The 21,303-nt window shown below is 61.0% G+C and carries 18 protein-coding genes and 2 pseudogenes; 9 read left to right on the top strand and 11 right to left on the bottom strand.

What is annotated here, in order from left to right; genetic code table 11:
- The 9 genes and pseudogenes from IB264_RS28750 to IB264_RS28715 all read right to left on the bottom strand — a co-directional run.
- Nucleotides 1-421 (bottom strand): alcohol dehydrogenase catalytic domain-containing protein (locus tag IB264_RS28750; RefSeq protein ID WP_192434560.1); only part of this gene is annotated, 421 nt, incomplete at its 3' end.
- A 49-nt stretch (nucleotides 422-470) separates the two neighbouring features.
- Nucleotides 471-1,157, bottom strand: coding sequence for an ABC transporter permease (locus IB264_RS28745; protein WP_113569760.1), 687 nt, complete (start codon nucleotides 1,155-1,157; stop codon nucleotides 471-473).
- Between the two features lie 3 nt (nucleotides 1,158-1,160).
- On the bottom strand, nucleotides 1,161-1,868 hold the full coding sequence (locus IB264_RS28740) for an ABC transporter permease (protein ID WP_113569762.1): 708 nt from the start codon (nucleotides 1,866-1,868) through the stop codon (nucleotides 1,161-1,163).
- A gap of 98 nt (nucleotides 1,869-1,966) precedes the next feature.
- Entirely contained in the window at nucleotides 1,967-2,764 is a 798-nt protein-coding gene (locus IB264_RS28735) for a transporter substrate-binding domain-containing protein (protein ID WP_113569764.1), read from the bottom strand.
- A gap of 77 nt (nucleotides 2,765-2,841) precedes the next feature.
- Complete coding sequence (locus IB264_RS35660; RefSeq protein ID WP_057219272.1) at nucleotides 2,842-3,594, bottom strand: ABC transporter ATP-binding protein; 753 nt, start codon at nucleotides 3,592-3,594, stop codon at nucleotides 2,842-2,844.
- 207 nt (nucleotides 3,595-3,801) lie between these two features.
- Nucleotides 3,802-4,806 (bottom strand): annotated as a pseudogene (locus IB264_RS35655) (DUF2817 domain-containing protein); the annotation flags it as partial.
- A 121-nt stretch (nucleotides 4,807-4,927) separates the two neighbouring features.
- Nucleotides 4,928-6,043, bottom strand: coding sequence for a histidinol-phosphate transaminase (gene hisC, locus IB264_RS28725; RefSeq protein WP_309141676.1), 1,116 nt, complete (start codon nucleotides 6,041-6,043; stop codon nucleotides 4,928-4,930).
- A 60-nt stretch (nucleotides 6,044-6,103) separates the two neighbouring features.
- Complete coding sequence (locus tag IB264_RS28720) at nucleotides 6,104-7,204, bottom strand: FAD-binding oxidoreductase (RefSeq protein ID WP_192434549.1); 1,101 nt, start codon at nucleotides 7,202-7,204, stop codon at nucleotides 6,104-6,106.
- Nucleotides 7,205-7,216: 12 nt separating this feature from the next.
- Nucleotides 7,217-8,263: an aromatic ring-hydroxylating dioxygenase subunit alpha gene (locus IB264_RS28715; RefSeq protein WP_057204793.1), complete on the bottom strand. Its 1,047-nt coding sequence runs from the start codon at nucleotides 8,261-8,263 to the stop codon at nucleotides 7,217-7,219.
- 123 nt (nucleotides 8,264-8,386) lie between these two features.
- Between IB264_RS28715 and IB264_RS28710 the strand changes: the two genes are divergently transcribed.
- From IB264_RS28710 to IB264_RS28695, 4 genes are all read left to right on the top strand, one after another.
- Nucleotides 8,387-9,319 carry a LysR family transcriptional regulator gene (locus IB264_RS28710; RefSeq protein ID WP_192434546.1) on the top strand — a complete coding sequence of 311 codons (933 nt, stop codon included), beginning with the start codon at nucleotides 8,387-8,389 and terminating at the stop codon, nucleotides 9,317-9,319.
- Between the two features lie 562 nt (nucleotides 9,320-9,881).
- The gene (locus IB264_RS28705) at nucleotides 9,882-10,496 is read left to right on the top strand and encodes a TRAP transporter small permease (RefSeq protein ID WP_192434544.1); all 615 of its coding nucleotides are present in this window, start codon (nucleotides 9,882-9,884) and stop codon (nucleotides 10,494-10,496) included.
- Entirely contained in the window at nucleotides 10,496-11,758 is a 1,263-nt protein-coding gene (locus IB264_RS28700; protein WP_025429163.1) for a TRAP transporter large permease, read from the top strand. Before IB264_RS28705 ends, IB264_RS28700 begins: the two co-directional genes overlap by 1 nt.
- Before the next feature lie 30 nt (nucleotides 11,759-11,788).
- A complete protein-coding gene (locus tag IB264_RS28695; RefSeq protein WP_057220361.1) occupies nucleotides 11,789-12,784 on the top strand; it encodes a TRAP transporter substrate-binding protein in 996 nt (331 codons plus the stop codon).
- A gap of 154 nt (nucleotides 12,785-12,938) precedes the next feature.
- On the opposite strand, the gene IB264_RS28690 is transcribed toward IB264_RS28695, so the two are convergent.
- Complete coding sequence (locus IB264_RS28690; RefSeq protein WP_057220360.1) at nucleotides 12,939-13,217, bottom strand: GNAT family N-acetyltransferase; 279 nt, start codon at nucleotides 13,215-13,217, stop codon at nucleotides 12,939-12,941.
- A gap of 62 nt (nucleotides 13,218-13,279) precedes the next feature.
- Nucleotides 13,280-13,654: pseudogene (locus IB264_RS28685) on the bottom strand (integrase); the annotation flags it as partial.
- A 123-nt stretch (nucleotides 13,655-13,777) separates the two neighbouring features.
- Between IB264_RS28685 and IB264_RS28680 the strand changes: the two are divergent.
- From IB264_RS28680 to IB264_RS28660, 5 genes are all read left to right on the top strand, one after another.
- Complete coding sequence (locus IB264_RS28680) at nucleotides 13,778-14,875, top strand: branched-chain amino acid ABC transporter substrate-binding protein (protein ID WP_192434542.1); 1,098 nt, start codon at nucleotides 13,778-13,780, stop codon at nucleotides 14,873-14,875.
- A gap of 47 nt (nucleotides 14,876-14,922) precedes the next feature.
- Nucleotides 14,923-17,391: an adenylate/guanylate cyclase domain-containing protein gene (locus IB264_RS28675; protein WP_057219009.1), complete on the top strand. Its 2,469-nt coding sequence runs from the start codon at nucleotides 14,923-14,925 to the stop codon at nucleotides 17,389-17,391.
- Between the two features lie 736 nt (nucleotides 17,392-18,127).
- A complete protein-coding gene (locus IB264_RS28670; RefSeq protein WP_057219007.1) occupies nucleotides 18,128-19,387 on the top strand; it encodes an ABC transporter substrate-binding protein in 1,260 nt (419 codons plus the stop codon).
- 121 nt (nucleotides 19,388-19,508) lie between these two features.
- Complete coding sequence (locus IB264_RS28665; protein ID WP_192434540.1) at nucleotides 19,509-20,432, top strand: carbohydrate ABC transporter permease; 924 nt, start codon at nucleotides 19,509-19,511, stop codon at nucleotides 20,430-20,432.
- Between the two features lie 7 nt (nucleotides 20,433-20,439).
- Nucleotides 20,440-21,300 (top strand): carbohydrate ABC transporter permease, encoded by an 861-nt coding sequence (locus tag IB264_RS28660; protein ID WP_025429155.1) that lies wholly within the window; start codon nucleotides 20,440-20,442, stop codon nucleotides 21,298-21,300.
- Nucleotides 21,301-21,303: the final 3 nt, after the last annotated feature.

Here is a 21,303-nt window from a genome sequence, read left to right as displayed (position 1 = left end):
AGGTGGAGCAGCCCATATAGTGATGGATCTTGTCCTTGCCGATCGAAAAGCGCGAGGTGCCATCCGGCATCAGGCCCTGGCCCTGGGTCGAGCGGATCGCCGTGCACAGGTTGGTCTTGCGCGACAGGCACGACGGGCAGGAGCGGCATTCCGGCGTGTAGAGCGGGATGACGTGATCGCCCTTCTTGACCGAGGTCACGCCCGGGCCGACATCGACGACGACGCCGGCACCTTCATGGCCGAGGATCGCCGGGAACAGACCTTCCGGATCCGCGCCGGCAAGCGTGAAATCGTCGGTGTGGCAGATGCCGGTCGCCTTGACTTCGACCAGCACCTCGCCGGCCCGCGGGCCTTCGAGCTGAACGGTCATCACTTCCAGCGGGTTGCCGGCCTGAACGGCGACGGCGGCGCGTACATCCATGGACATTTCTCTTTCCTTTTAACGTTTTCGGCCATTCCAGGCAGTAGGCCTATCGGGGCAGGTAGCGCGTAAGATGGGCTTCCAGGAGCCGTACGAGCGTGATCAGCACCAGATTGATCAGGAGATAGAGCACACCGGCGATGGCGAATATTTCGAGGATTGCATAGGTCTGGCTCATCAGCCGCTTTGCATGGCCGGTGATTTCGAGGACGGTGATGGTGGAGGCAAGGCTCGTTCCCTTGACGACGAGCACAAGCTCGTTGCCGTAGGCCGGCAGCGCTTGCCTGATGGCGAGGGGGAACGTGATCCGGCGAAAGCGCAGAAACCGCGACATGCCGCAGGCCTGAGCGGCTTCGACGAGCCCTCCCGGAATGGACATGAGGCCGCCGCGCAGGATTTCCGACGTATAGGCCGCCGTGTTGAGTGCCAGCGCCATAACAGCGCAATGGGCGCCATCGCCGACGATCCACCAGAGCATGGGGTTGTCGCGCACGAAGGAAAGCTGGCCGAGGCCGTAGTAGAAGAGAAAGAGCTGGACCAGCAGCGGCGTGCCGCGGAAAACGGTGCTGTAGCTTTTGGCAAAACTGCTCAGAGCCGTGTTTTTCGACAGACGCATGACCGCAAGCGCCAGACCGAGATTGAAGCCGATGACGATCGAAGTGACAGTCAGGACAGCGGTGAGCCACAGCCCCTTGGCAAGGGTCGGAACTGCGAGGCGAACGAGTTCGAAATCCATGGCCTATTTCCTCGTACGGGGACGCAGAAGGCGTTCGATCCAATCGAAACCACCCTGGCTGACCAGCGTGATTGCGAGGTAGACGACAGCGGCGATGAGATAAAAGATGAAGGGATGGCGGGTCGAACCCGCCCCGACGAAGGCCGCGCGCATCAGTTCCTGCAAACCGACCACGGAGACAAGCGCGGTGTCTTTGATCGTGGTCTGCCAGACATTGTTCATACCCGGTACCGCGATCCGCAGCATCTGTGGGGCGATAATGCGGCGGAAGATGCGCCTGCTTGGAATCCCAAGCGCCCGCGCCGCTTCGATATGTCCGGCCGGTATGGCAGCCAGAGCCCCCCGCACGACCTCCGTCGAATAGGCCCCCGATATGGCTGCGATTGCAACGACTGCGATGGTGAAGGCGTAGCCGTTGCCAGCCAGACCTTCATAGCCAAAGGCCGCGGCGACCTGGGCTACGAATTCCACGGAGGAAAAGAAGAGGAGATAGATGATCAGGAGTTCCGGGACGCCGCGCACGATCGACGTGTAGACGTCCACGACAAGCGTGAGCGGAAAAAGCCGCGCCCATTTTACCAGGCCGCAGGCAACGCCGATGACGATGCCGAAGGCCATGCTCGTGACCCCAAGGGCGACGGTGATCGCCGCGCCGCGCAGGATTGCGGAGATCCAGCCGCCGTCCCATACCTGCCATAATCCAAGTTCCATCGAACCCGCCCAACCTTCGCATTGTCCTGTCGGATGAAGCCCCCCGAGGAAGGATCGACCTGACGGCCTTTCCTCACCCGGGAAACGTCGTGTTGATGTTACTGGCAGGGACGGGAGATGTCCGTCTTGAACCAGGTCTGGCTCGTTTTGCCGATCGAGCCGTCAGCGACCAACTCGCAGAGCGCCTCGTCGATGCGGGCCTTCAGCTCGGTATTCCCCTGCGAAATGCCGACGCCGATGCCTTCGCCAAGCGTCGGATCGAAAGTGCTGAGCACCTTCACATCGACGAACTGGAAGTCCTTGCCATCCGGGCGCGCCAGGAAATCCTGAAGGGCGGAGGCATCGGCGAAGGCGGCCTCGACGCGGCCGCTGGCGAGATCGATCTGCATCTGGTCGAGCGTGTCGTAGGTCTTCAGGACGGCGGAGGAGGCGCGCTTTTCCACGAAATGGGCATGGGTCGTCCCGGCCTGGACGCCGACCGTGCGGCCGTCGAGCGATTTCAGCAGCGCATCGATGTCCTTGATGCCGGCAAGATCGGAATCCTTCTTCACCACGAACATGTTTGCGAGTTCCGCATAGCCGACCGAGAAGTTGATCTGCTTCTTGCGTTCAGCCGTGATCGACATGCCGGAAATGATGATGTCGAAACGTTTGGCTTTGAGCGCCGGAATGAGACCGTCGAAGGCCTGCACGACGAAATGGCACTTCATCTCCAGCTTGGCGCAGAGCAGGTTCCCGACATCGGCGTCGAAACCCGTCACGTTACCGGCGGCGTCTGCCATGCTCCATGGCGGATACTCGCCTTCCGTCCCGATCGACAATTCGCCCTCGGCGGCCTGGGCCGCGGCGAGACCGGCGGCGAAGAACGTGGCGAGCAATAGACTTTTGAGCTTCATGTTTTGGTTCCCCATGTTGAGCTTTCTTGTTGGGTCTCGTCCGGAGAGATCCCCGGACGGGTGATGGCGCAGGAATGTCAGAGCGTACGGGCCAGGAACTGGCGCATGCGTTCGGAGCGCGGGTTGGTGAAGACCTCCGCCGGGGCACCCTCCTCCTCCACCTTTCCCTGATGGAGGAAGAGGATCTTGTGCGAGACCTCGCGCGCGAACTGCATTTCGTGCGTCACGAGGATCATGGTATTTCCTTCTTCGGCCAGTTGCCGGATCACGCGCAGCACCTCGCCGACAAGCTCGGGATCGAGCGCGGAGGTCGGCTCGTCGAGGAGGATGAGCTTGGGGCGCATGGCGAGCGTTCGGGCGATGGCGGCGCGCTGCTGCTGACCGCCCGACAGCTGGCCTGGATACTGGTCGTGCTTGTCGGAGAGGCCGACTTTCTTCAGGAGCGCATGGGCATGGTCGACGGCCGCCTGCCGCTCTTCCTTCAGGACATGCCGCGGCGCCTCGATGATGTTTTCGAGGACTGTCATGTGCGGCCAGAGGTTGAAGTTCTGGAACACCATGCCGACGCGCGAGCGGATGCGCTCGACCTGCCGCATGTCGGCCGGCGCGGCGCTGCCGTCCGACGTCTTCTTCATGCGGATTTCCTCGCCATCGATAACGATGCGCCCGTCGTTTGGCTGTTCGAGCAAATTGATGCAGCGCAGGAACGTGCTCTTTCCCGAACCGGAGGAGCCGATCATCGACACGACCTCGCCCGGTTGCGCGGAGATGTTGACGCCGTTGAGCACGGGGAGGGGACCGAAGCGCTTGTGGATGTCGTGCACTTCGATCGCCGGCCTTTCGTCAAGCCTTGGACCGCTAGCTTCCGGGTGGGCGACGACGGTGACGGCCGGCGCCGCAGGAACCGGCTTTTCGGCACCTGCGCCGCCGACCGACTTGAGGTCTGCGAAGGCACGGTCGAAATGGCGCAGCGAAGCGGCAAGACAAGTGCGCTGCCAGTCAGCGTCCTCCGGAATGAAGGCGGCGCGCAGGGTCTCCTTGATCCTGCTGCCGAGCGGGGTATCGATCTTGCCGAATAAATGAAGCCAGTTGTCCGCCTGAACCGCATCCGCGACCGTGGCGCCGTCAAGGGTTCCGCATTCGACCACCAACGGCAGGACGCGCGCCTTCGGCAGCGCGTCTCGCACCGCGGCCGAGACATAGCCGGTGGCCGTCGCGGAGATGCCGGTATCTGTGGTTGCATTCTCGCCGGTGACGACGACCGAGAGCGTCGGACCGAAGATGCGCCGCCCCCAATCCAAACCGTCGTGCTCGTTCTCAGCAACGGAGAGGAGAGCAGGATAGCCGTAAGGGCCCGCGCCCGTGTGCAGGTCGAAGACGACGACCTCAGTCGCCTGATGCGCGAATGTCGATAGGATCTCGATAAGGGTGCGGTTGGACCAGACAGGACCGTCGCCGCCGTAGAACAGGCCGTCCGGAAAGAGGTACTGGCCGGCTTCCACAATGGGCGCGATGCCGGCATAGCCGCCGAGTCTCCGTTTGGCCGCTTCGTGTGCCTCAGCGGCCGCATCGCGCTCCGGGCCTTCCCAGGCACGACAGACGAGCGCGCCGTGCAGTGCGGCATACCGTTCGTTTTTCGGCGGCGCTTTCTGCCAGTCGATGAAATTGCGGTTGACGTCGAAGTTGTCTTCGTTCACCCGGCGCGTCCAGGCCGTGCCCCAGGGGTTGATGAGGTGGATGGCTAGGACCGCGGTGTCGTCGGGAAGCTGCCAGGGCGAATTTTGTGAAAGCCAGGCAGTCTGGCAGGCCGAGCCGAAAGGACCCTCGACGCCATGGGTGCCGGAGATCAACACCAGGAGCTTCTTGGCATCATCGCGTCCAAGATAGGCAACGTCGGTCGCCAGACGTTCGCCGTTCGGTCCATGCAGCGGATGCAGGTATTCGACGACACTAGCCCCAGCGGTGCGCGCGGCGGAGAGAAACCGGGCGCGCAGGGCCGAGAAATCGCCGGCGAAAAGACCGGATGGCGTTGAAGGGGACATGCGAGGGGGCTCCCGGTTTGCTTTGTGCTGACGTGCGTTTGCGCTCATTGTTCGTTCCCGTGGGGTCGTGGCCCGACCCCTTGTTGTGTGTTGGATTGGAGAGGACGTCGCAGGCGTCTCCTCATCCTTCACGCTTTGCGAGGGCGCGGAGCGCGTCGAGAAAGCGGTCGTTTTCCGAGGGCGTGCCGATCGTCACACGGATGAAGGTCTCGTAACCCTCTTCTTTCCACGGCTTGACGATGATGGCCTTCGACAGGAAGTGATTCAGCGCCGCCCGGCTGTCCCAGCCGACGTCGATGAACAGGAAGTTCGTCTGCGATCGGGCCGCCGAAAGCCCCATGGCGGCAACGGCCTCGGACACACGTGCCCGCTCGCGTTTCAGTGCGGCAACCGAAGAGCGCATCCATGCCTCGTCCGCCAGTGCGGCGACGGCTGCGACCTGCGCGGCAGCATTGACGTTGAACGGTGTCTTGGCCGCGGTCACGGCGCGCGCGAGCCGCGCATCGGACATCACGGCATAACCGACACGCAGGCCGGCAAGGCCGTAGGCCTTGGAAAAGGTTCGCAATACGACCCAGGACAGGTCCGTGGCCGAGAGCGCGGCGAGGCCGTCAGGCATGTCTGCGTCCGTGAACTCGAAATAGGCCTCGTCTAGAACGAGAAGCGTCTGCGGCGTGACCGCCGCGAGAATGCGCTCCAGGCTTTCGCGGTCGAGCGCCGGGCCGACCGGATTGGAGGGGGAGGAGAGGAAGAAAATCACCGGCGCCCGCTCGAGCATGGCGACGATCGCCGGTATGTCGAAGTTCAGATCTGTCCGCATGGCGACCTTCTCGACCTTGGCGCCATTGGCCAGCGCCTCGATCTCGTGCAGCCCAAAACCGGGACAGACTGTCGCCGCGAGGGCACCGGGACGCAGCACGGCGCGACAGACCGCGGCGATCATCTCCTCCGAGCCGTTACCGGCCACGATACGTTCAGCGGGAACGCCGAGCTTATGGCTGAGCACCGCCCGCAGCACCGTGCAGGCCGGGTCGCTGTAGCGCGACGGATTGAGGTTGGCGAGCGCCGCCGCGACATCCGGCGAACAGCCATCCGGGTTTTCATTGCTGGCAAGGGCAGCGATGTCCTGCCGACCGCTGTGCTTTTGTGCGGCGGCGATGCTCATGCCGGCATTGTACGGCGGCAGGCCTGCTACATGCGGATTGAGCGGGATTTCGGTATGGAGCGGTTTCGTCACGGATCCTCCTTCGGGGATTGGACACCCTGGTTCAGGCCGCAGCCTCTTGTTCTGAGCGCGTCAGAGATCGAGCACGATCGAGGATTTCGGCCTGGTGCAGCACAGCAGCACCCGGCCGTCCGGCATCGCGTCGAGCGGCTCCTCGAAATAGTCGACCTCGCCTGAGACGAGACCCTGTTCGCAAGTCCCGCAGACCCCCGCCCTGCAGGAGAATTCTGGCTCGATGCCCCGTGCCTCCAGGAAGGCAAGGATGGATTCGCTCGTCCCGTCCCAGGCAAGGCTGCGACCCGACTTCTGGAGAACGATGCGTGGGCCGTCCCCCTCGGTGGCTGGCTCGGCGGCGCGCGCCATCGCGGGCCGCGCCGTCAACTGCCCGGCCTCCGACAACAGGCTCGCCGGCCCGAAGAATTCGTAGGCAATGCGTTCCTTCCGCACTCCGAGGCCGGTCAGAATGCCGTAGATGGCCCGCATAAAGGGCGGCGGCCCGCACATGTAGATGTCGTAGTCGTCGAGCGGCAGAAGGCTCTGAAGCGTGGTGCGCGTCAGGAAACCCGTCGAGTGGCACCGGGCGACCGCGAGATCGCCGGTCTCGGCGAAACGGTAGCAGAAGTGTACGGCGATGCCGGACCGCTGGGCGGCGAGTTGCTCGACTTCCTCTCGCAACGCATGAACGGCCGCGCTGTCGCAGGCATGGATGAACCAGACGGGGCGGTCGCTTTCCCTTGCCAGCACATTCAGCATCGAGACCGTCGGTGTCAGCCCGACGCCGCCAGAAAGAAGCACGACGGGCCCCGAACTCGCGCTGTCGAGCTTGAAGGCACCGCGCGGCGGGTCAATCTCGACGACGGCGCCGGGCTCGATCTCGTCATGGAGCCAGCAGGAGCTCAGGCCATCCGGCACGTCCTGCGACGGTGCGGCCTCACGCTTCACGGTTATCCGGTACGTGCCTTCCTCGCGCGGGGACGAGGAGACCGTATAGTTGCGCAGGACATGGCCACCCTTGCGGTCGGGAACGCGCATCGTCAGGAACTGTCCCGCCTCGAACGGCCGCCAGTGCTGCCGTTCGAGAGGGGCAAGGCGGAAAGACGTGATCGTGGTGCTTTCGCGCACCTTCGAGACAACTTCGAAGGGGCGAAAGCGCGAGGCCGCGGCATCGAGCATCCGGATTGATCCTTATTCAGCGGCTTCGCTGGTCGTGCCGGCTTTCGCCTCGGCGGCAATCAGTTGGGCGAGCTTGCGGCGAAAGCGCATCGGGCCGACGTCGATCTTCAGGTCGAGGTTCGGTGTCTGCATGTTGGCCATTGCGTGATGGACCGCCTCCAGCACGACGCGATCCTCTTCGAAGGCGCCCCGTACGGATTTTGCGAAACTCTCGGAAACCTTGGCGTCGTCCGGCGCGAAGTTGCGCATCTGGAACCAATAGTATTTGGTCCGGTTTTCATCGACCGGCGTCATGAAGTTGTAGCTGTCCATGAGGAAGGTGTTTTCTGGCAGGACGCGGCCTTCCCCGCCGGTGTGGGCCGGCGCGAAGATGGCCTTAATGATCGCGTTGCTCGGATAGCGCACCTCGTAGTGCTGCTTGCGGTCGGTGTTGCCCTCGAATTGCAGGAAGGGCGCGTAGAACGGGGCCGGTTCGGAATCGATCATCCAGCGCCAGACGGTGACGCCGTCGTCCTTCACGGTCGTCTCGAGTGGCGTTTCCTCACAGGCCGAGCTTGCGAAGGACGACTGATGGACCCAGGCGACATGGGACGGGTCGAGCAGGTTGTCCGTCATGTAGAGGTAATTGCAGTTGAGCGTCATGGACTCGCCGCGATTGATTCCCCAGGCGGGATTGTCGAAATACTCGACTTCGAAGATTTCCTTCGGATCCGCCTTCTCTGCATCGCCCATCCAGATCCAAAGCAGGCCGTAGCGCTCGTGGACTGGGTAAGATCGCACCTTGGCGACATGCGGAATGCGCTCGGCGCCCGGAACCCGCGTGCAGGAGCCCGAACAATCGAAGGTCAGGCCGTGATAGCCGCATTCCACGTCGTCACCTTTGATGCGGCCCATGGACAGCGGCAGCTTCCGATGGGGACAGGCATCCTCGAGCGCGGCGGCATGGCCGTCCTGCTTGCGGTAAAGAACGATGTGTTCGCCGAGGATCGTGACCGATTTTAGCTCGCGGCCGACTTCTTGGTCCCAGGCTGCGACGTACCAGGCATTCTTGAGAAACATTTCGCTCTCCTTGCGTTTTGTTAAGCGAATGTCCGCCGTTTTTTTTGTGCCAACAAGTTGCCAGCTCCTGCGTTCTTTTTTAGATTTTCTAAATTGAGCGACCTGTCCGAGGAGTGCCTAACGATGCCGAACCCGTCCTTGCGCGGCCTGCAAGCCTTTGAGGCGATCGGACGATGTGGCTCGGTCAGCGCCGCTGCGGAGGATCTCGGTGTAACGCCCGGCGCCGTCAGCCAACTGGTACGAAACCTGGAGCAATGTCTTGGGCTCACGCTTTTGGAGCGACGTGGGCGGCGGGTTGAATTGTCGTCATGGGGGCGGCTGTATTACCGGGAAGTCGCGAAAGGCTTTCAGCAGCTCTCCCATGCCGCCAATATTCTCACGCGCGCCAGGAACGAGACCGGGATCGTCCTCAGTGCCTTGACCTCGGTCGCCAACAGGTGGGTCGGTCGCAAGATTTTCGACTGGCAGTCCCTCTGTCCGGAATCCAGTGTGCGCATTCTCGGCCAGGAGCAAGAGCCCCGCATCGGTATCGAGCAGGTGGACTTCCGCATTACCTACGGCCGGCGCGCCTATGCGCACGAGCATGTCGCAAATCTGTTCACCGACTGGGTCGTACCGGTCTGTTCGCCCGCGTTGATCGCCAACCGTGTCCTCGACAGTCCGCAGGCCATTCTCAAATTCCCGCTGCTAAACGTGGAATGGGAGGCGGATTACAAGGCTTCGCCGCAATGGAGGGACTGGGCCGCCTTGGTGCATGCCGATGGCCGCCAAACGTTCTCTGGCCTTTCGTTTGCTTTGTCGAGCAGCGCCATTGACGCGGCGGTGAACGGTAGGGGATTCGTTCTCGCACAGGTTTCGATGGTACTGGATGAGGTCGCCTCCGGCGCCTTGATGGTTCCCTTCGACATTCGCATGCAACTGTCCGAAAGCTACTACTTAGCCTGGGACCGGACGGCTCTCGAAAAGCCGTTCGGGCAAAAATTTCACAAATGGCTAATCGGGGTAGCGAGACAACAGGAGCTGCTGTCCGCTCCGGCTAAAGGCGCAGCCACCTGACGTGAAGTATTGTCACGGCTGCTCTACGCGGGCTCTTGCCCGCCATCAATCGACGAGCCGCATCACTTGAATGCTCCTTGGGGACTTCCCGAGGCGCAAGTTCAATGGGGAGGCTTCAACGAGAGTGTCGGTTTCTATCAGGGGACGACTTTCTCAGGCACCGCGCCAAGCTGATCGATGTGGTGACGACGACTACTCCAAACCAAACAACTCGACGGAGAGCAGCCGTATAAAGGTCCGCTTCGCGGTGCGCTACCAGATTGGCTTCCCTGGACCGGACGACCCCGGGGAAATTGGTATCCATCGTCGCCTTTGAGATCCACTACGAGATCGTCGACGTTCTCTACCGTCAGGCCAACATTGGCCTTGGCAGCTTTCCCACAGCCAATAAGTGTTACCGCCTTGAGGCGCTTTCCCGACCTGAGGCGTGGCCTGCAGCGGAATAGGTAACGGCGGTCACCGAGCAGTGCCGACTTTCTTAGCCGGCTCGAAAAGCGGTTGACAAAGCCCAGCCCTGTATACTTTATAAATACAAGAAGTATGCAGTAAGAGGAGGCGTGCGATGTCATCGACCGGGGAGCCACGAAACCAACCGCTCTGGGCGGAGAAAATAACAGGATTGTCCCAGGCGCTTCTGCGCGGTGAGAAGTTCCTGGCCGGGATTTTCATAACGGTGCTGCTCGCGCTGATTTTGGTGAATGTCATCACCCGATTCGCCAAGGTGCCAATCTACTGGATCGACGAGGCCTCGATCTTCTCCATGATCTGGCTTGGCTTTATCGGGGCTTCGGTCATGACGCGGCTGCGGATCGATTTCGCCGTCACGCTTCTGTCGGATCAACTGTCACCCAAATGGGTCGCGCGGCTGCGCGCCTTTTCCACCGCAATATCGCTGACTTTTGCGACCGGCTTTGCGGTGGTGTGCTGGATCTGGCTGGATCCGCTGGGCATCGCTTCCCACGGTTTCGACGCTCAGGCTTTTGCCGCCGAAACGTTCAACTTCCTCTACACCGAGCGAACCCAGACGCTGGAATGGCCGACCTGGATCGTCAACCTGATTCTGCCGATCTTCGCTCTCACGCTCATCGTCCACAATGCTGCAAACCTGCTTGAAGACCTCGGCATCGCGCGCAAGCGCGTACAGGTCTCGCTGACGACTGCAGAAGGAGCCGCCTGATGTTTACCTTCGGCGCATTCGTTGCCCTCATGCTAGTCGGCCTGCCGATCTCCATTGTGCTTTGCCTCACGGCCGCCGCGTATATCTGGCAAAGCGACAATACGGTCCTGTTCGTCTCCTTTCCCACCCAAATGTTCATGGGTCTTGACAGCTACGGCTTGATCGCCATTCCGCTGTTCATTCTCATCGGCGAGATCATGAACGGCGGCGGCATCACGCGCCGTATCATCGACATGGCAATGGCATTCGTCGGCGCGCTCAAGGGCGGCCTTGCCTATGTGAACCTGCTCGCCAACATGTTCGTGGCGTCCATTCTCGGCTCGGCCGCGGCCCAGGTTGCGCTGATGTCGCAGATGATCGTCCCGGAAATGGAGAAGAAGGGCTATGACAAGACCTTCGCTGCCGGTCTGACCGCCTATGCCGGCATGCTGGGGCCGATCATTCCCCCTTCCATCATGTTCGTCGTCTACAGCGTCATCGCGCAGGTTCCCGTCGGAACCATGCTGGCCGCCGGTATCATTCCCGGCGTCATTCTTACCATCGCCTTTTGTGTGGTGATCGCGCTTATGGGATACGTCTACAACTACCCGCGCGGCACCAGCCTGCCGATGAGCGAGCGTGTGACCATCACGCTGAAGGCCGCGCCGACACTGATCATCCCGCTGATCATCGTGGGATCGATCGTGACCGGGCTCGCCAATCCGACCGAAGCCGCGGCCATGGGCGTGGTTGCCGCAATCCTCGTCGGGCGTTTCGTGACCGGCGATCTCCGCCTGAAGCAGCTTCCCGAGATGTTCGTCAAGGCAGGGGTCCTGTCGGCCGGCATTCTGTTCCTGATCGCTGCGGCTGCCGTATTTTCCTGGGTTCTCGTCTACGGAATGGTTCCCCAGCACGTGGCGGAATGGATCCAGACGATCGCGAAAGACCCGGTGACGTTTATGCTGCTGGTCAATGTGATCCTGCTCGTCATCGGCACGGTCATCGATGGCGCGCCCGGGCTGATCATGACAGTTCCGATCCTGCTGCCGATTGCGACAGAAGTCTACGGCATCGATCCGGTGCATTTCGGCGTCGTCGCCGTGATCAACCTGGTCCTGGGCTTTCTGTCCCCGCCGGTCGGCTTGAATTTCTTCATTGCCGCTGCAGTAACGGGGGCGAAGCCCGGCAAGATGTTCATCGTAACGCTGCCGTTTTTCCTGATCTGCTGCGTCATCCTCGTGCTGCTTTCGATCTTCCCGGCACTGTCGACCTACTTCTCCTAACCGATAAACTCACAACAGAGGGAACCTGCCATGAACATTACGCGTCGAACTTTGATGAAGAGCGTCTCGCTGGGAGCCGCGGCGGCTGTCTCCGCACCGTCGATCCTGCGTGCACAGACTGCAAAGATCTATCGTCTCGGCATCACCACGCCACCGGGCCACCCCTGGAACCTTGCGGCTGAAGCCGTCGGCAAGCGTCTTTCCGAAGAAACAAACGGGCGCCTCGCGATCCAGGTCTTCCCGTCGAACCAGCTCGGCAACGAAGGCGCCATGCTGCAGCAGATGCAGTCCGGTGCGTTGGATCTCGGCTGGATCATGACCGCGGAACTCGGCTCGCGCATTCCCCAGATCGCGGCCATCAATGCGCCGTGGCTCGTCAAGAGCACGGAGAAGGTCGCTGCACTCGTTCGTCACCCGGCCGCAATCAAGCTGCTGGACGTACTGCCTGCCCAAACCGGCACGATTGGACTTGGTTACGGCATCACCACCCTGCGCGTCGTCTTCACGGGTCAGGAAACCGGCGGCATTGAAGATATCAAGGGTATGAAGCTGCGTATCAACACGACGCCGGCCTACCGTGACTTCTATCAACTGCTCGGCGCAGCGCCGACGCCAATCCCGACGCCGCAGGTGTTTGACGCTATGTCCAACGGGCAGGTGGACGGACTTGAAGCCGATCTGGATCTCTCCTGGAACCAGCGATATGACAAGGTCGCCAAGACCATGCTGCGCATGAACGCCATCTTCATGCCCTGTGTCGCGCTGGCTTCCGGCCGCATATGGAAGGGCGTTCCCGAAGCGGATCGCGAACTTATCGCCCGCCTGACCCGCGAGGAGCTCGACAAACAGATCGACGCAACCGTCGCAAAGGAAGCCACCCTCCTGCAGAACTTCAAGAATACCGGTATCAAGATCGTCGATATAGACCTGCAGAACACCGCCGAGATCATCGCCGCCTATGACGAGATCTGGCTGCCGAAGGCGCCGGTTCTGAAGGAGCTTCGGGAAGTCGGCGCAAGCCTCTGACGGAAGCAGTTTCACGTAACAATACGGCTTTCCCTGGGGGGAAGCCGTATTGGCAAAGTCTGACATACCGCCGCCCTTGAGCACGGAACGCCGGAGGCTGAAGGCGGGGATCACACCATTTGCCTGAGACCGTCGGCAACTTGCCGCACCGAACTCATCCATCGAGCATCGCGCTATATTCCGGATGCTTTACCGCGAAGGCGGCCATGAACGGGCATTTGGCGATAATGCGAGCTTGTCTTTGGCGGAGCGTCTCGAAGACCCCACGCGCCAGCCGTGTGCCGATGCCTTGCCCGGAAAGTGCCTGTGGAACCTCCGTGTGGGTGAGAACGACCCGGCCGTCTTCGTTGTGGTAATAGGCAACGGCAAGCTCATCGCCGACAGCAAGCTCGAAGCGTGATGCCGCGACATTGTCGGTGATCGTGCCGTTCATTGTCTCACTCCAATCGTTCTCTTCGGCGGACGGTCGCCTGGGGCGGATCTCGCTCAATTCAGCGTGCGGCCAAGATGGATCGTCAAACACGACAGGGGAAGGGAATTTTTGCCTTTGCGATCGGCAAAAACTGGCTCCTCGTCGGTCAAATCCTCCACACGCAGGCCGGCGATTTCCGATTGTCTACGTCCACCTGCCTGATCGCGCAGATCAATCAGGCGGTTACTGGCGCGGGTCGCCAGCAACAGGACGAGAGTATCACCCGTAACGGCCTTTTTGCTCTTTCGCTGACGTGGGCGATTGCTGGCTCTCACGGCCAATCTGAGTGCACTTTTAAGCGATGGTGCGTCGAAGTACCCGGTGAGGCCACGCCAGTCCTTCCTTGCCGAGCTCGGCATGCAGTGCTGCGGCTGTTTCAGCCAAGAAAGCATTCTGCGCGGGCGGCCCGACGACGCTGACGCGAGGCAAGGCTGTTGCGGAACCGGCCGAGGTATCCGCACTTACGCAAAGGACTGTCGGCATCGACTTGATTAGCGTAAGCTAACGTTAGGGGTACAGTGATGCACCGCGTGGTCACCATAGCTGTTGCCGCGCTTGCGGCTATCTACATCTGCCCCGCGCAGGCGGAGGTAGTGATCGGGGTTTCGGCCGCGATGACCGGACGGCTCGCGTGGATCGGCGAGCAGGGTCAGCGTGGGGCAGAGATGGCCGTAGCCGACATCAATGCGGCGGGCGGCGTCCTTGGCCAGCAGGTGCGCGTCATCAACGTCGACGATTTCTGCGATCCCGAGCAGGCCGTGGCGGCAGCCAAGAAACTGGTGGCTGACGGAGTGGTGTTCGTCGTGGGACATTACTGCTCCGGCGCCTCGATCCCGGCATCAAAGATCTATGAGGAGGCGGCGGTTCTGCAGATTTCACCAGGATCGACCAATCCGCTGTTGACCGAACAGGGCCGTGACAACGTTTTTCGAGTCATAGGTCGCGACGATAAGCAGGGGATCGTGGCCGGCAACTACCTGGCCGATGAATGGGGCGAAAAGAAAATCGCGATCCTTCACGACGGCACGACCTATGGTATGGGTCTCGCCGGTGAGACAAGAAAGCAGTTGAACAAGCGGGGCGTAACCGAAGCTGTCTACGACGCATACACGCCTGCTAAGAACGACTATTCGGCGGAGATCGCTGCGTTACAGGCCGCTGGTATCGCCGTTTTGTATGTCGGCGGGTATCATGCCGAGGTTGCGTTGATTGTACGCGCTGCACGCGACCGCGCCTACGCGCTTCAGGTCATCTCCGGCGACGCCCTGGCAACCGAAGAGTTTGCGCTGATCGCCGGCCCGGGAGCCGAGGGGACCCTCTTTACGTTCTCCGCGGACTCGCGGCGAAACCCCGAAGCTGCCCCGGTGGTGGAGCGGTTCCGTGCCGAAAACTTCGAGCCCGCAGGTTACACACTGCTGAGCTACGCTGCCGTCCAACTCTGGGCGCAAGCGGTCGATAAGGCAGCCTCGCTCGAACTGCCGGCGGTCATCGCGACACTGCGCGGACAGGAGTTCGACACTGTGCTCGGCCCGGTCGATTTCGACGACAAGGGCGACCTCACAAACCAAAGCTGGGTGTGGTACGTCTGGCGGGGTGGAGAGTATGTGCCGGTTGAATAGCAGCCCGCCACACGCCGCCGCGTCACTTCAGATTAAGTGTCGCCGCGATGCTTGAACGCCTAGGCATACGCGGCCGCCTGTTGCTGGCTTTCTTCGGCATCAGCACCTTCGCGGTGCTCGCGACGGCAGCTGCTCTTTATGCCTTCCTCCAGGTAGGCGAGGTTGTCGACAGCATAACCAAGGATCGGGTGCCGTCGGCGCTGGCGTCCCTCCAACTGTCGCGTCAAGCCGAGCGGGTCGCGGCAACTGCTCCGTCTGTACTGAATTCAACGAGCAAGGTACGGCACAACGAGGTCTCGGCTGCGATCGGGGTCGAGATGGCGCGCCTAGAGGAACTGCTTGCCGCGCTCAAGGGGGGCACGCTTGGCACGGCGGCGGTGGCCGAGATCGAGGCGGCGGTGCTTGGTCTGCGGCGAAACCTCGACGCACTCGACGACCTTGTCGCCGCCAAGCTCACCGTAGTCGCGCGCAAGGAGGAGTTGTTACGTCGCTTATCGGCTACGACAATTGCAGGCCAACGCCTTCTGGCGGCCGGCATCCTGGTGATGAATTCCAAGCTTGCGCAATGGAGAACTGTCGCGGCCGACGCGTCGCTCGCCTCAGACCGACGCGCGGCGGCGACTTCCGACCTGGTCGAGGCGATTAAGGGCTACATCCCCCAGCAGAGGGCACACCAGGAGATATCCGCCGTCAACGACGCGCTGGTTAAGTTGGCGAACGCGCCGACGCCAGGCGATCTTGCATTGATGCTCTTTCCGCTGCGCCGGTCGCTCGCCGTCCTCGAAACGGTTTCAGCCGAGATCGACGAGAAGCTACGGTCCCGCTTCCAACAGCGGGTGGGCGAGTTCAAGGCGCTGATCGATGGTGGCAACAGCATACCGAAGGCTAGACAGGACGAGTTTGCCGTCCTGGCTGAGGGCGAAAAACTTCTGGCCGAAAACAATCGGCTGTCCCGCAGTCTCACCGCTGCTGTCGATCGCCTTGTCGCTGCGGCAAACCGTGAGATCTCCTCGTCCGGTCTCGAGGCCGCGGTCGTCCAGCGCTACGGCACCGGCGTTGTCCTTGGCTCGGCCGTTCTCAGCCTGTTGAGTTCGATTCTGATTGTCTGGCTCTATGTCGACCGCAGTCTTCTCGCCCGTCTGGGAAGCGTGAGCCAGGGCATGCTCGCGATCGCCGACGGCAATCTTTGTGCGCCATTGCCTGCCGCGGGCCACGACGAAATCGGCCGCATGGCTGAGGCGCTCAGGCTGTTCCGGGACACGGCTGTCGAGATCGAGGAAAAGAATCTGCGCGAGGTTGCTGAAGCACGCCAACGGCTCGTAGATGCCATCGAGAGCATCTCGGAGGGGTTCGCTCTCTATGACGTGGAGGACCGGCTCGTTCTCAGCAACAGCCGCTACCGCGAACTGCTCTACAGCGATGTTGCGATCGAATTGACGCCCGGCACCACATTCGAGCACATCATCCGCCGGTCCGCCGAGCGCGGCTACATCAAGGATGCCGAGGGGCGCCTCGAGGAATGGGTCGCCGAGCGGCTCTCCCGGCACCGCAATCCTGGTGAACCGTGGGTGCAGCGGCGAAGTGACGAGCGATGGATAATGATAGGCGAGCGCCGCATCACAGGCGGCGGCACGGTGGCCGTTTACTCGGACATCACGGAGTTGAAAAAGCGGGAGGAGAACCTCGCGGAGAAATCCGCAGCCCTCGAGGCGCTGTCGAGCAAGCTGGCGAAGTATCTGGCACCACAAGTATACAACTCGATATTCACCGGCCGTCAGGACGTCAGGATCGCCAGCCAGCGGAAGAAGCTGACGATATGCTTCTCGGACATTGCCGGCTTTACCGAGACCACCGACAAGATGGAGTCCGAGGATCTCACCCAGCTCCTCAATCACTACCTGACGGAAATGTCGAAAATTGCTTTGGAACACGGCGCCACCATCGACAAGTATGTCGGCGACGCGATCCTGATGTTTTTCGGGGACCCGGAGACCCGCGGCGTCAAGGAGGACGCGCTCGCCTGTGTTGAGATGGCTCTCGCCATGCAGAAACGGATGAGCGAACTTTCAGAAATCTGGCGCGACATCGGCATTGAAACGCCGCTACGATGCCGCATCGGCATTCATACCGACTACTGCACGGTCGGCAACTTCGGCAGTGAAGATCGGATGGACTACACGATAATCGGCGGCGCCGTGAATCTCGCCTCGCGCCTCGAGCAGGAGGCGCCGGCGGGGGCAGTGCTCATTTCCTATGAGACCTTTGCGCAAGTGAAGGACACAATCGCTTGTGTCGAGCTGGGGCATGTCCAGATCAGGGGTATCGCCTATCCCGTCGCCACATATCGTGTCCTCGATCTGAAGACCAATCTGGTCGCCGCACGCAGCGCCGTTCGAACCGAGCTGCCGCATCTCAGACTAGAAGCGGAACCCGAGTTGATGTCTGCTGGCGAGCGAGATGAAGCCGCGACTGCGCTTCGCGACGTGCTCGATCGACTTTGCCACAAGCCTGGGTAGCGTGGTTCGCTCGCACCCGGATCGACGACTACTACTGCGGTCACTTCGTCGACCAGCAGTGATGTATCGTCCCCATCGGGAGCTGAACTGCCCGGGTCTGCTACAGCCTGAGGCCCCCAGCATCGGCGGCTCCAATTCGGGCAGGATCTGCCATGGCCTCAGACGAGGCCTCGGGGATGCGCACAATCTGTGCTGTTCTAGCGATCTAATGATCGATTTTCATTCCCGGCCCATCTGAAACCGTGATGGTGGAACTCCCGTCCAGCGTTTGAACGTGAGCGTGAAGTGCGCGGAATCACCTTTGATGTGGGCAGAGATAACGAATCCGACCACCGCCTCACTGGAGACGAAGCCAATCTATCGCGTTTTTGAGGCCGCCGGGAATGCTGCGGACATATTATGATCCGGATCTCGGCCGGCACAGTCCCTACATTCCTATCAATTGAGATCACATTCCGACGTGGGCGAACATACGACGGTGTTCGGGAATTGAGAATTGTGATCACGCAATATGCAATAGTAGCGAATGCTAATACAGACTCTCAAAATAATGCTCCTGATGTGGTAAAATCGGCTTTGGGAGCAGCGCCGGCTCGAGGAGATGCCGGACGGCGTTTCAAGTTGTCGCGTGTCTGTTCGCATGGGCGTCGAGCTCGCATCTCCGCCGTACCGGATAGGGTAGGGCCCCCTACGAAAAAGCGGCCTTTGGATATCAACTCGGAATGGGAGGTGTACGATGGTTCGCAAACTGTTTCTCGTCTTAGCTGCCGCGGCGTCCGCGCTGGCGATCAACGGGGTCGCATGGGCCGATTTCACAGTCCTCGTGCCATCGAGCAGCGAGGGTGACGGCCTTAGGGCTGCTGCCGACGACTACTCGAAGATGAAGGGCACGAAGGTGGAGATCGTGCAGGCGCCTTATGCCAATGTGTTCGAACAGGGCGCCAATGCGGGGGCAACCAAATCCGGCGTGTTCGACATCATCTTGATGGATGACCCGTGGATTCCGTTTTTCGCCGAGAACGGACACCTCGAGGATTTGACGCCATACTTCAAGAATGCGGGCATGGAAGGCCCGGACAACGACTTCCTGTCGAAGTCGCTGGCGATCTGTCGCACCCCTTACAATACGGGACCTTATGTGTGCCTGCCCTATGTGGGAAACGCCCAGATGTTCTTCTATGACGCCGCCAAGTACAAGGAAGCTGGCGTCGAGGCTCCCAAGACCTGGGATGACGTATTGAAGGCGAGCCAGACCCTAACCAAGAACGGCGGAGGTCGCTATTTCGGTTATGTCTTCCGGGGCGGCCAGGGTAACCCGGTCGTGGCCGACTTCATGCCGATCTTCTGGTCCTACGGCGCCAATATGTTTAACGAGGATCGCACGAAGGTGACGATCGATACGCCGGAAGGCGCGGCCGCGATGAAGATGTTCATGGCGCTCCGCGACGTTTCTCCAAAGGGGATCGAGAGCTACAATGCCAACGAAGTGGGTACGGCGCTTGCTGCTGGTGCCGCCGCCTCGTCTATCAACTGGCCGAACTGGGTTGCGACCTTTGAGGATCCGAGCCAGTCGAAGATGGTTGGCAAGATTTCCTACGCCCCAATTCCGGCGGGCACGAAACCGGGCAGCTCCGAAATCGGCCATTGGACCATGGGCATCATGTCGGCCTCCAAGAATAAACAGGAGGCCTTCGACTTCATGGTCTGGGCGACCTCGGCTGAGCAGATCAAGATTTCCGCCACCCGCGGCAATCCGCCTGTCCGAGCCTCGGTCTTTGCCGATCCGGAACTGACCTCGCAGGAACAGTTCCGACACTATCCGGTGTTGATGGAGGCGATCCAGGCCTCGACGCCTCGTCCACGCCATCCGAAGTGGCCGGAGATCGAGAATGCCTTCGGTATAGAGCTTTCCAAGGCCGTCGCAGGCACGATTACGCCAGAGGAGGCGCTGAAGAGCTCACAGGCAGCAGTCGAAGAGATTACGGGCCTTAAATAGGCGGCGATGCGATCTGCGCGGAGCGGGGTTTTTGGGCCCCGCTCCCATGGTGGTGACGGCAATTACCCGTAGCGCTCGCGGGGTTTGAGGTGCGTATGGACAAGCTGTTCACGGGAGGGAGATGTTGACGCCCGATCAAGGCACATTGACCACGCCGCTTCGCATGGGCGGCGGTCTGGAGTGTTGGGCAGAGCGCCATTTGCGGATCCTCATGCTTGCGCCAACGGTCCTCATATTGCTCGGGCTGACGATCTTTCCCAGCCTCTATATGTTCTATGCCGCGGTTCACAAAATCAGCCCGAACCCCGATCTGCCCTGGGAGTTCGTCGGCACCGACAATTTTGCTCGACTGCTTTCCGACACGCAATTTCACGTCGCACTCTGGAACACGACTGTCTTTACAGTAGTGGCAGTGACGACCGAATTCCTCCTCGGTCTCGGCCTGGCGCTGCTCCTCGATAAATTCATCCGCCGACTAGCCTTTCTCAAAACCGTCCTGATGATCCCCATGATGCTGCCGCCGGTCGCCGTCGCGATCACCTGGAAGATCATCTACGAGCCACAGTTTGGCGTTCTCAACGAAATCATGTTCCGTCTCGGTCTTCCACTGCAAGCCTGGGCGGGCGACGTGAACCTCGCGATGTTTTCGATCATCGTTGCCGATGTTTGGCAGTGGACGCCCTTCATTTTTCTTCTGATGTTGGCGGGGCTGGCAAGCCTGCCGGTCGAACCCTACGAGGCCGCAGCGCTCGACGGCGCCTCGTCATGGCGGCAGTTCTGGGATCTGACGCTGCCCTTCCTGAAGCCGGTCATCGCCATTGCCTTGCTCCTGCGCGTCATGGATGCGCTGCGCCTTTTCGACCTGGTCTTCATCCTGACGGGGGGAGGTCCGGCAGACCGAACGAAGGTCTTGAGTCTATACATCTATCAGGTCGCCTACCGCTTCGCCGATCCCGGCTACGCTGCGGCGATCTCGCTCTTCGTGCTGTTCGTGACGATCGTGCTGAGCACCTGGTTCATGAAGCGCATGCGGCTGGCGGAGTGAGGCGACGATGGCGACGATAAGAACACGCAGCCGGGTCCGGGAGATGCTTCTCAGACTATCCGCCTATCTGGCGATCCTCATCGCGCTGATCTTGACGCTGTTTCCCGTTTATTGGATCGCGGCGAATTCGTTCAAGTTCGACATCGACATCTTCGCAGTACCGCCCGAATGGCTGCCGCGCAACCCCACATTGAAGCACTACGACGAAGCGTTCATCCAGCGGCCGTTCCTGCGCTACGCATTGAACAGCTTGCTCGTTGCGGCCGGAACCACGATCATTTCCGTAGGCTTTGGCACGATGGCTGGCTATGCCTTGGCGCGCTTCAGCTATCCGTGGCAGTGGCGAAAGCAGATTTCGTTCTGGATCCTCTCGACGCGCATGATGCCTCCTATCGTCAGCATCATTCCGCTGTACCTGTTTTTCAACTACTTCGACATGCTCAACACGAAGTCGGCGCTCATCGTCGCCTATACCGCCTTCAACCTGCCGTTCGCGACGTGGATGATGAAGAGTTATTTCCAGGACCTGCCGGTCGAACTGGAAGAGGCCGCGATCGTCGACGGGGACACGCGCTGGGGCGCATTCCTGCATGTCGCTTTGCCGCTCGCGCGTCCAGGGCTCGCGGCGACGGCCATCTTCTGCCTGATCATCTCGTGGAACGAGTTCCTGCTTTCCCTGATCATCACGCTCACCGAGCAGTCGCAGACGCTTCCGATCGGCATCGCCGGGCGGGTGACGCAGTACAAGACCTATTGGGGGGAAATCAGCGCCGCCGGGTTCATGGCCTGCGTGCCGATCGTCATCTTCGCTTTCATCGTTCAGAAGCATCTTGTCCGGGGGCTGTCTCTCGGGGCCGTCAAGGGGTGAGAC

This window comes from Ensifer sp. ENS11, assembly GCF_014851895.1.
Classification (GTDB): Bacteria; Pseudomonadota; Alphaproteobacteria; order Rhizobiales; family Rhizobiaceae; genus Ensifer; species Ensifer canadensis.
The sequence above is the reverse complement of the archived record's forward strand: the minus strand, read 5'-3'. Positions and strand labels throughout refer to the sequence as shown.

Coding starts and splice junctions, on each gene's coding strand:
- IB264_RS28745 (WP_113569760.1), bottom strand. CDS start 1,157: ATGGATTTCGAACTCGTTCGCCTCGCAGTTCCGACCCTTGCCAAGGGG.
- IB264_RS28740 (WP_113569762.1), bottom strand. CDS start 1,868: ATGGAACTTGGATTATGGCAGGTATGGGACGGCGGCTGGATCTCCGCA.
- IB264_RS28735 (WP_113569764.1), bottom strand. CDS start 2,764: ATGAAGCTCAAAAGTCTATTGCTCGCCACGTTCTTCGCCGCCGGTCTC.
- IB264_RS28720 (WP_192434549.1), bottom strand. CDS start 7,204: ATGCTCGATGCCGCGGCCTCGCGCTTTCGCCCCTTCGAAGTTGTCTCG.
- IB264_RS28715 (WP_057204793.1), bottom strand. CDS start 8,263: ATGTTTCTCAAGAATGCCTGGTACGTCGCAGCCTGGGACCAAGAAGTC.
- IB264_RS28710 (WP_192434546.1), top strand. CDS start 8,387: ATGCCGAACCCGTCCTTGCGCGGCCTGCAAGCCTTTGAGGCGATCGGA.
- IB264_RS28705 (WP_192434544.1), top strand. CDS start 9,882: ATGTCATCGACCGGGGAGCCACGAAACCAACCGCTCTGGGCGGAGAAA.
- IB264_RS28700 (WP_025429163.1), top strand. CDS start 10,496: ATGTTTACCTTCGGCGCATTCGTTGCCCTCATGCTAGTCGGCCTGCCG.
- IB264_RS28695 (WP_057220361.1), top strand. CDS start 11,789: ATGAACATTACGCGTCGAACTTTGATGAAGAGCGTCTCGCTGGGAGCC.
- IB264_RS28690 (WP_057220360.1), bottom strand. CDS start 13,217: ATGAACGGCACGATCACCGACAATGTCGCGGCATCACGCTTCGAGCTT.
- IB264_RS28680 (WP_192434542.1), top strand. CDS start 13,778: ATGCACCGCGTGGTCACCATAGCTGTTGCCGCGCTTGCGGCTATCTAC.
- IB264_RS28675 (WP_057219009.1), top strand. CDS start 14,923: ATGCTTGAACGCCTAGGCATACGCGGCCGCCTGTTGCTGGCTTTCTTC.
- IB264_RS28670 (WP_057219007.1), top strand. CDS start 18,128: ATGGTTCGCAAACTGTTTCTCGTCTTAGCTGCCGCGGCGTCCGCGCTG.
- IB264_RS28665 (WP_192434540.1), top strand. CDS start 19,509: ATGTTGACGCCCGATCAAGGCACATTGACCACGCCGCTTCGCATGGGC.
- IB264_RS28660 (WP_025429155.1), top strand. CDS start 20,440: ATGGCGACGATAAGAACACGCAGCCGGGTCCGGGAGATGCTTCTCAGA.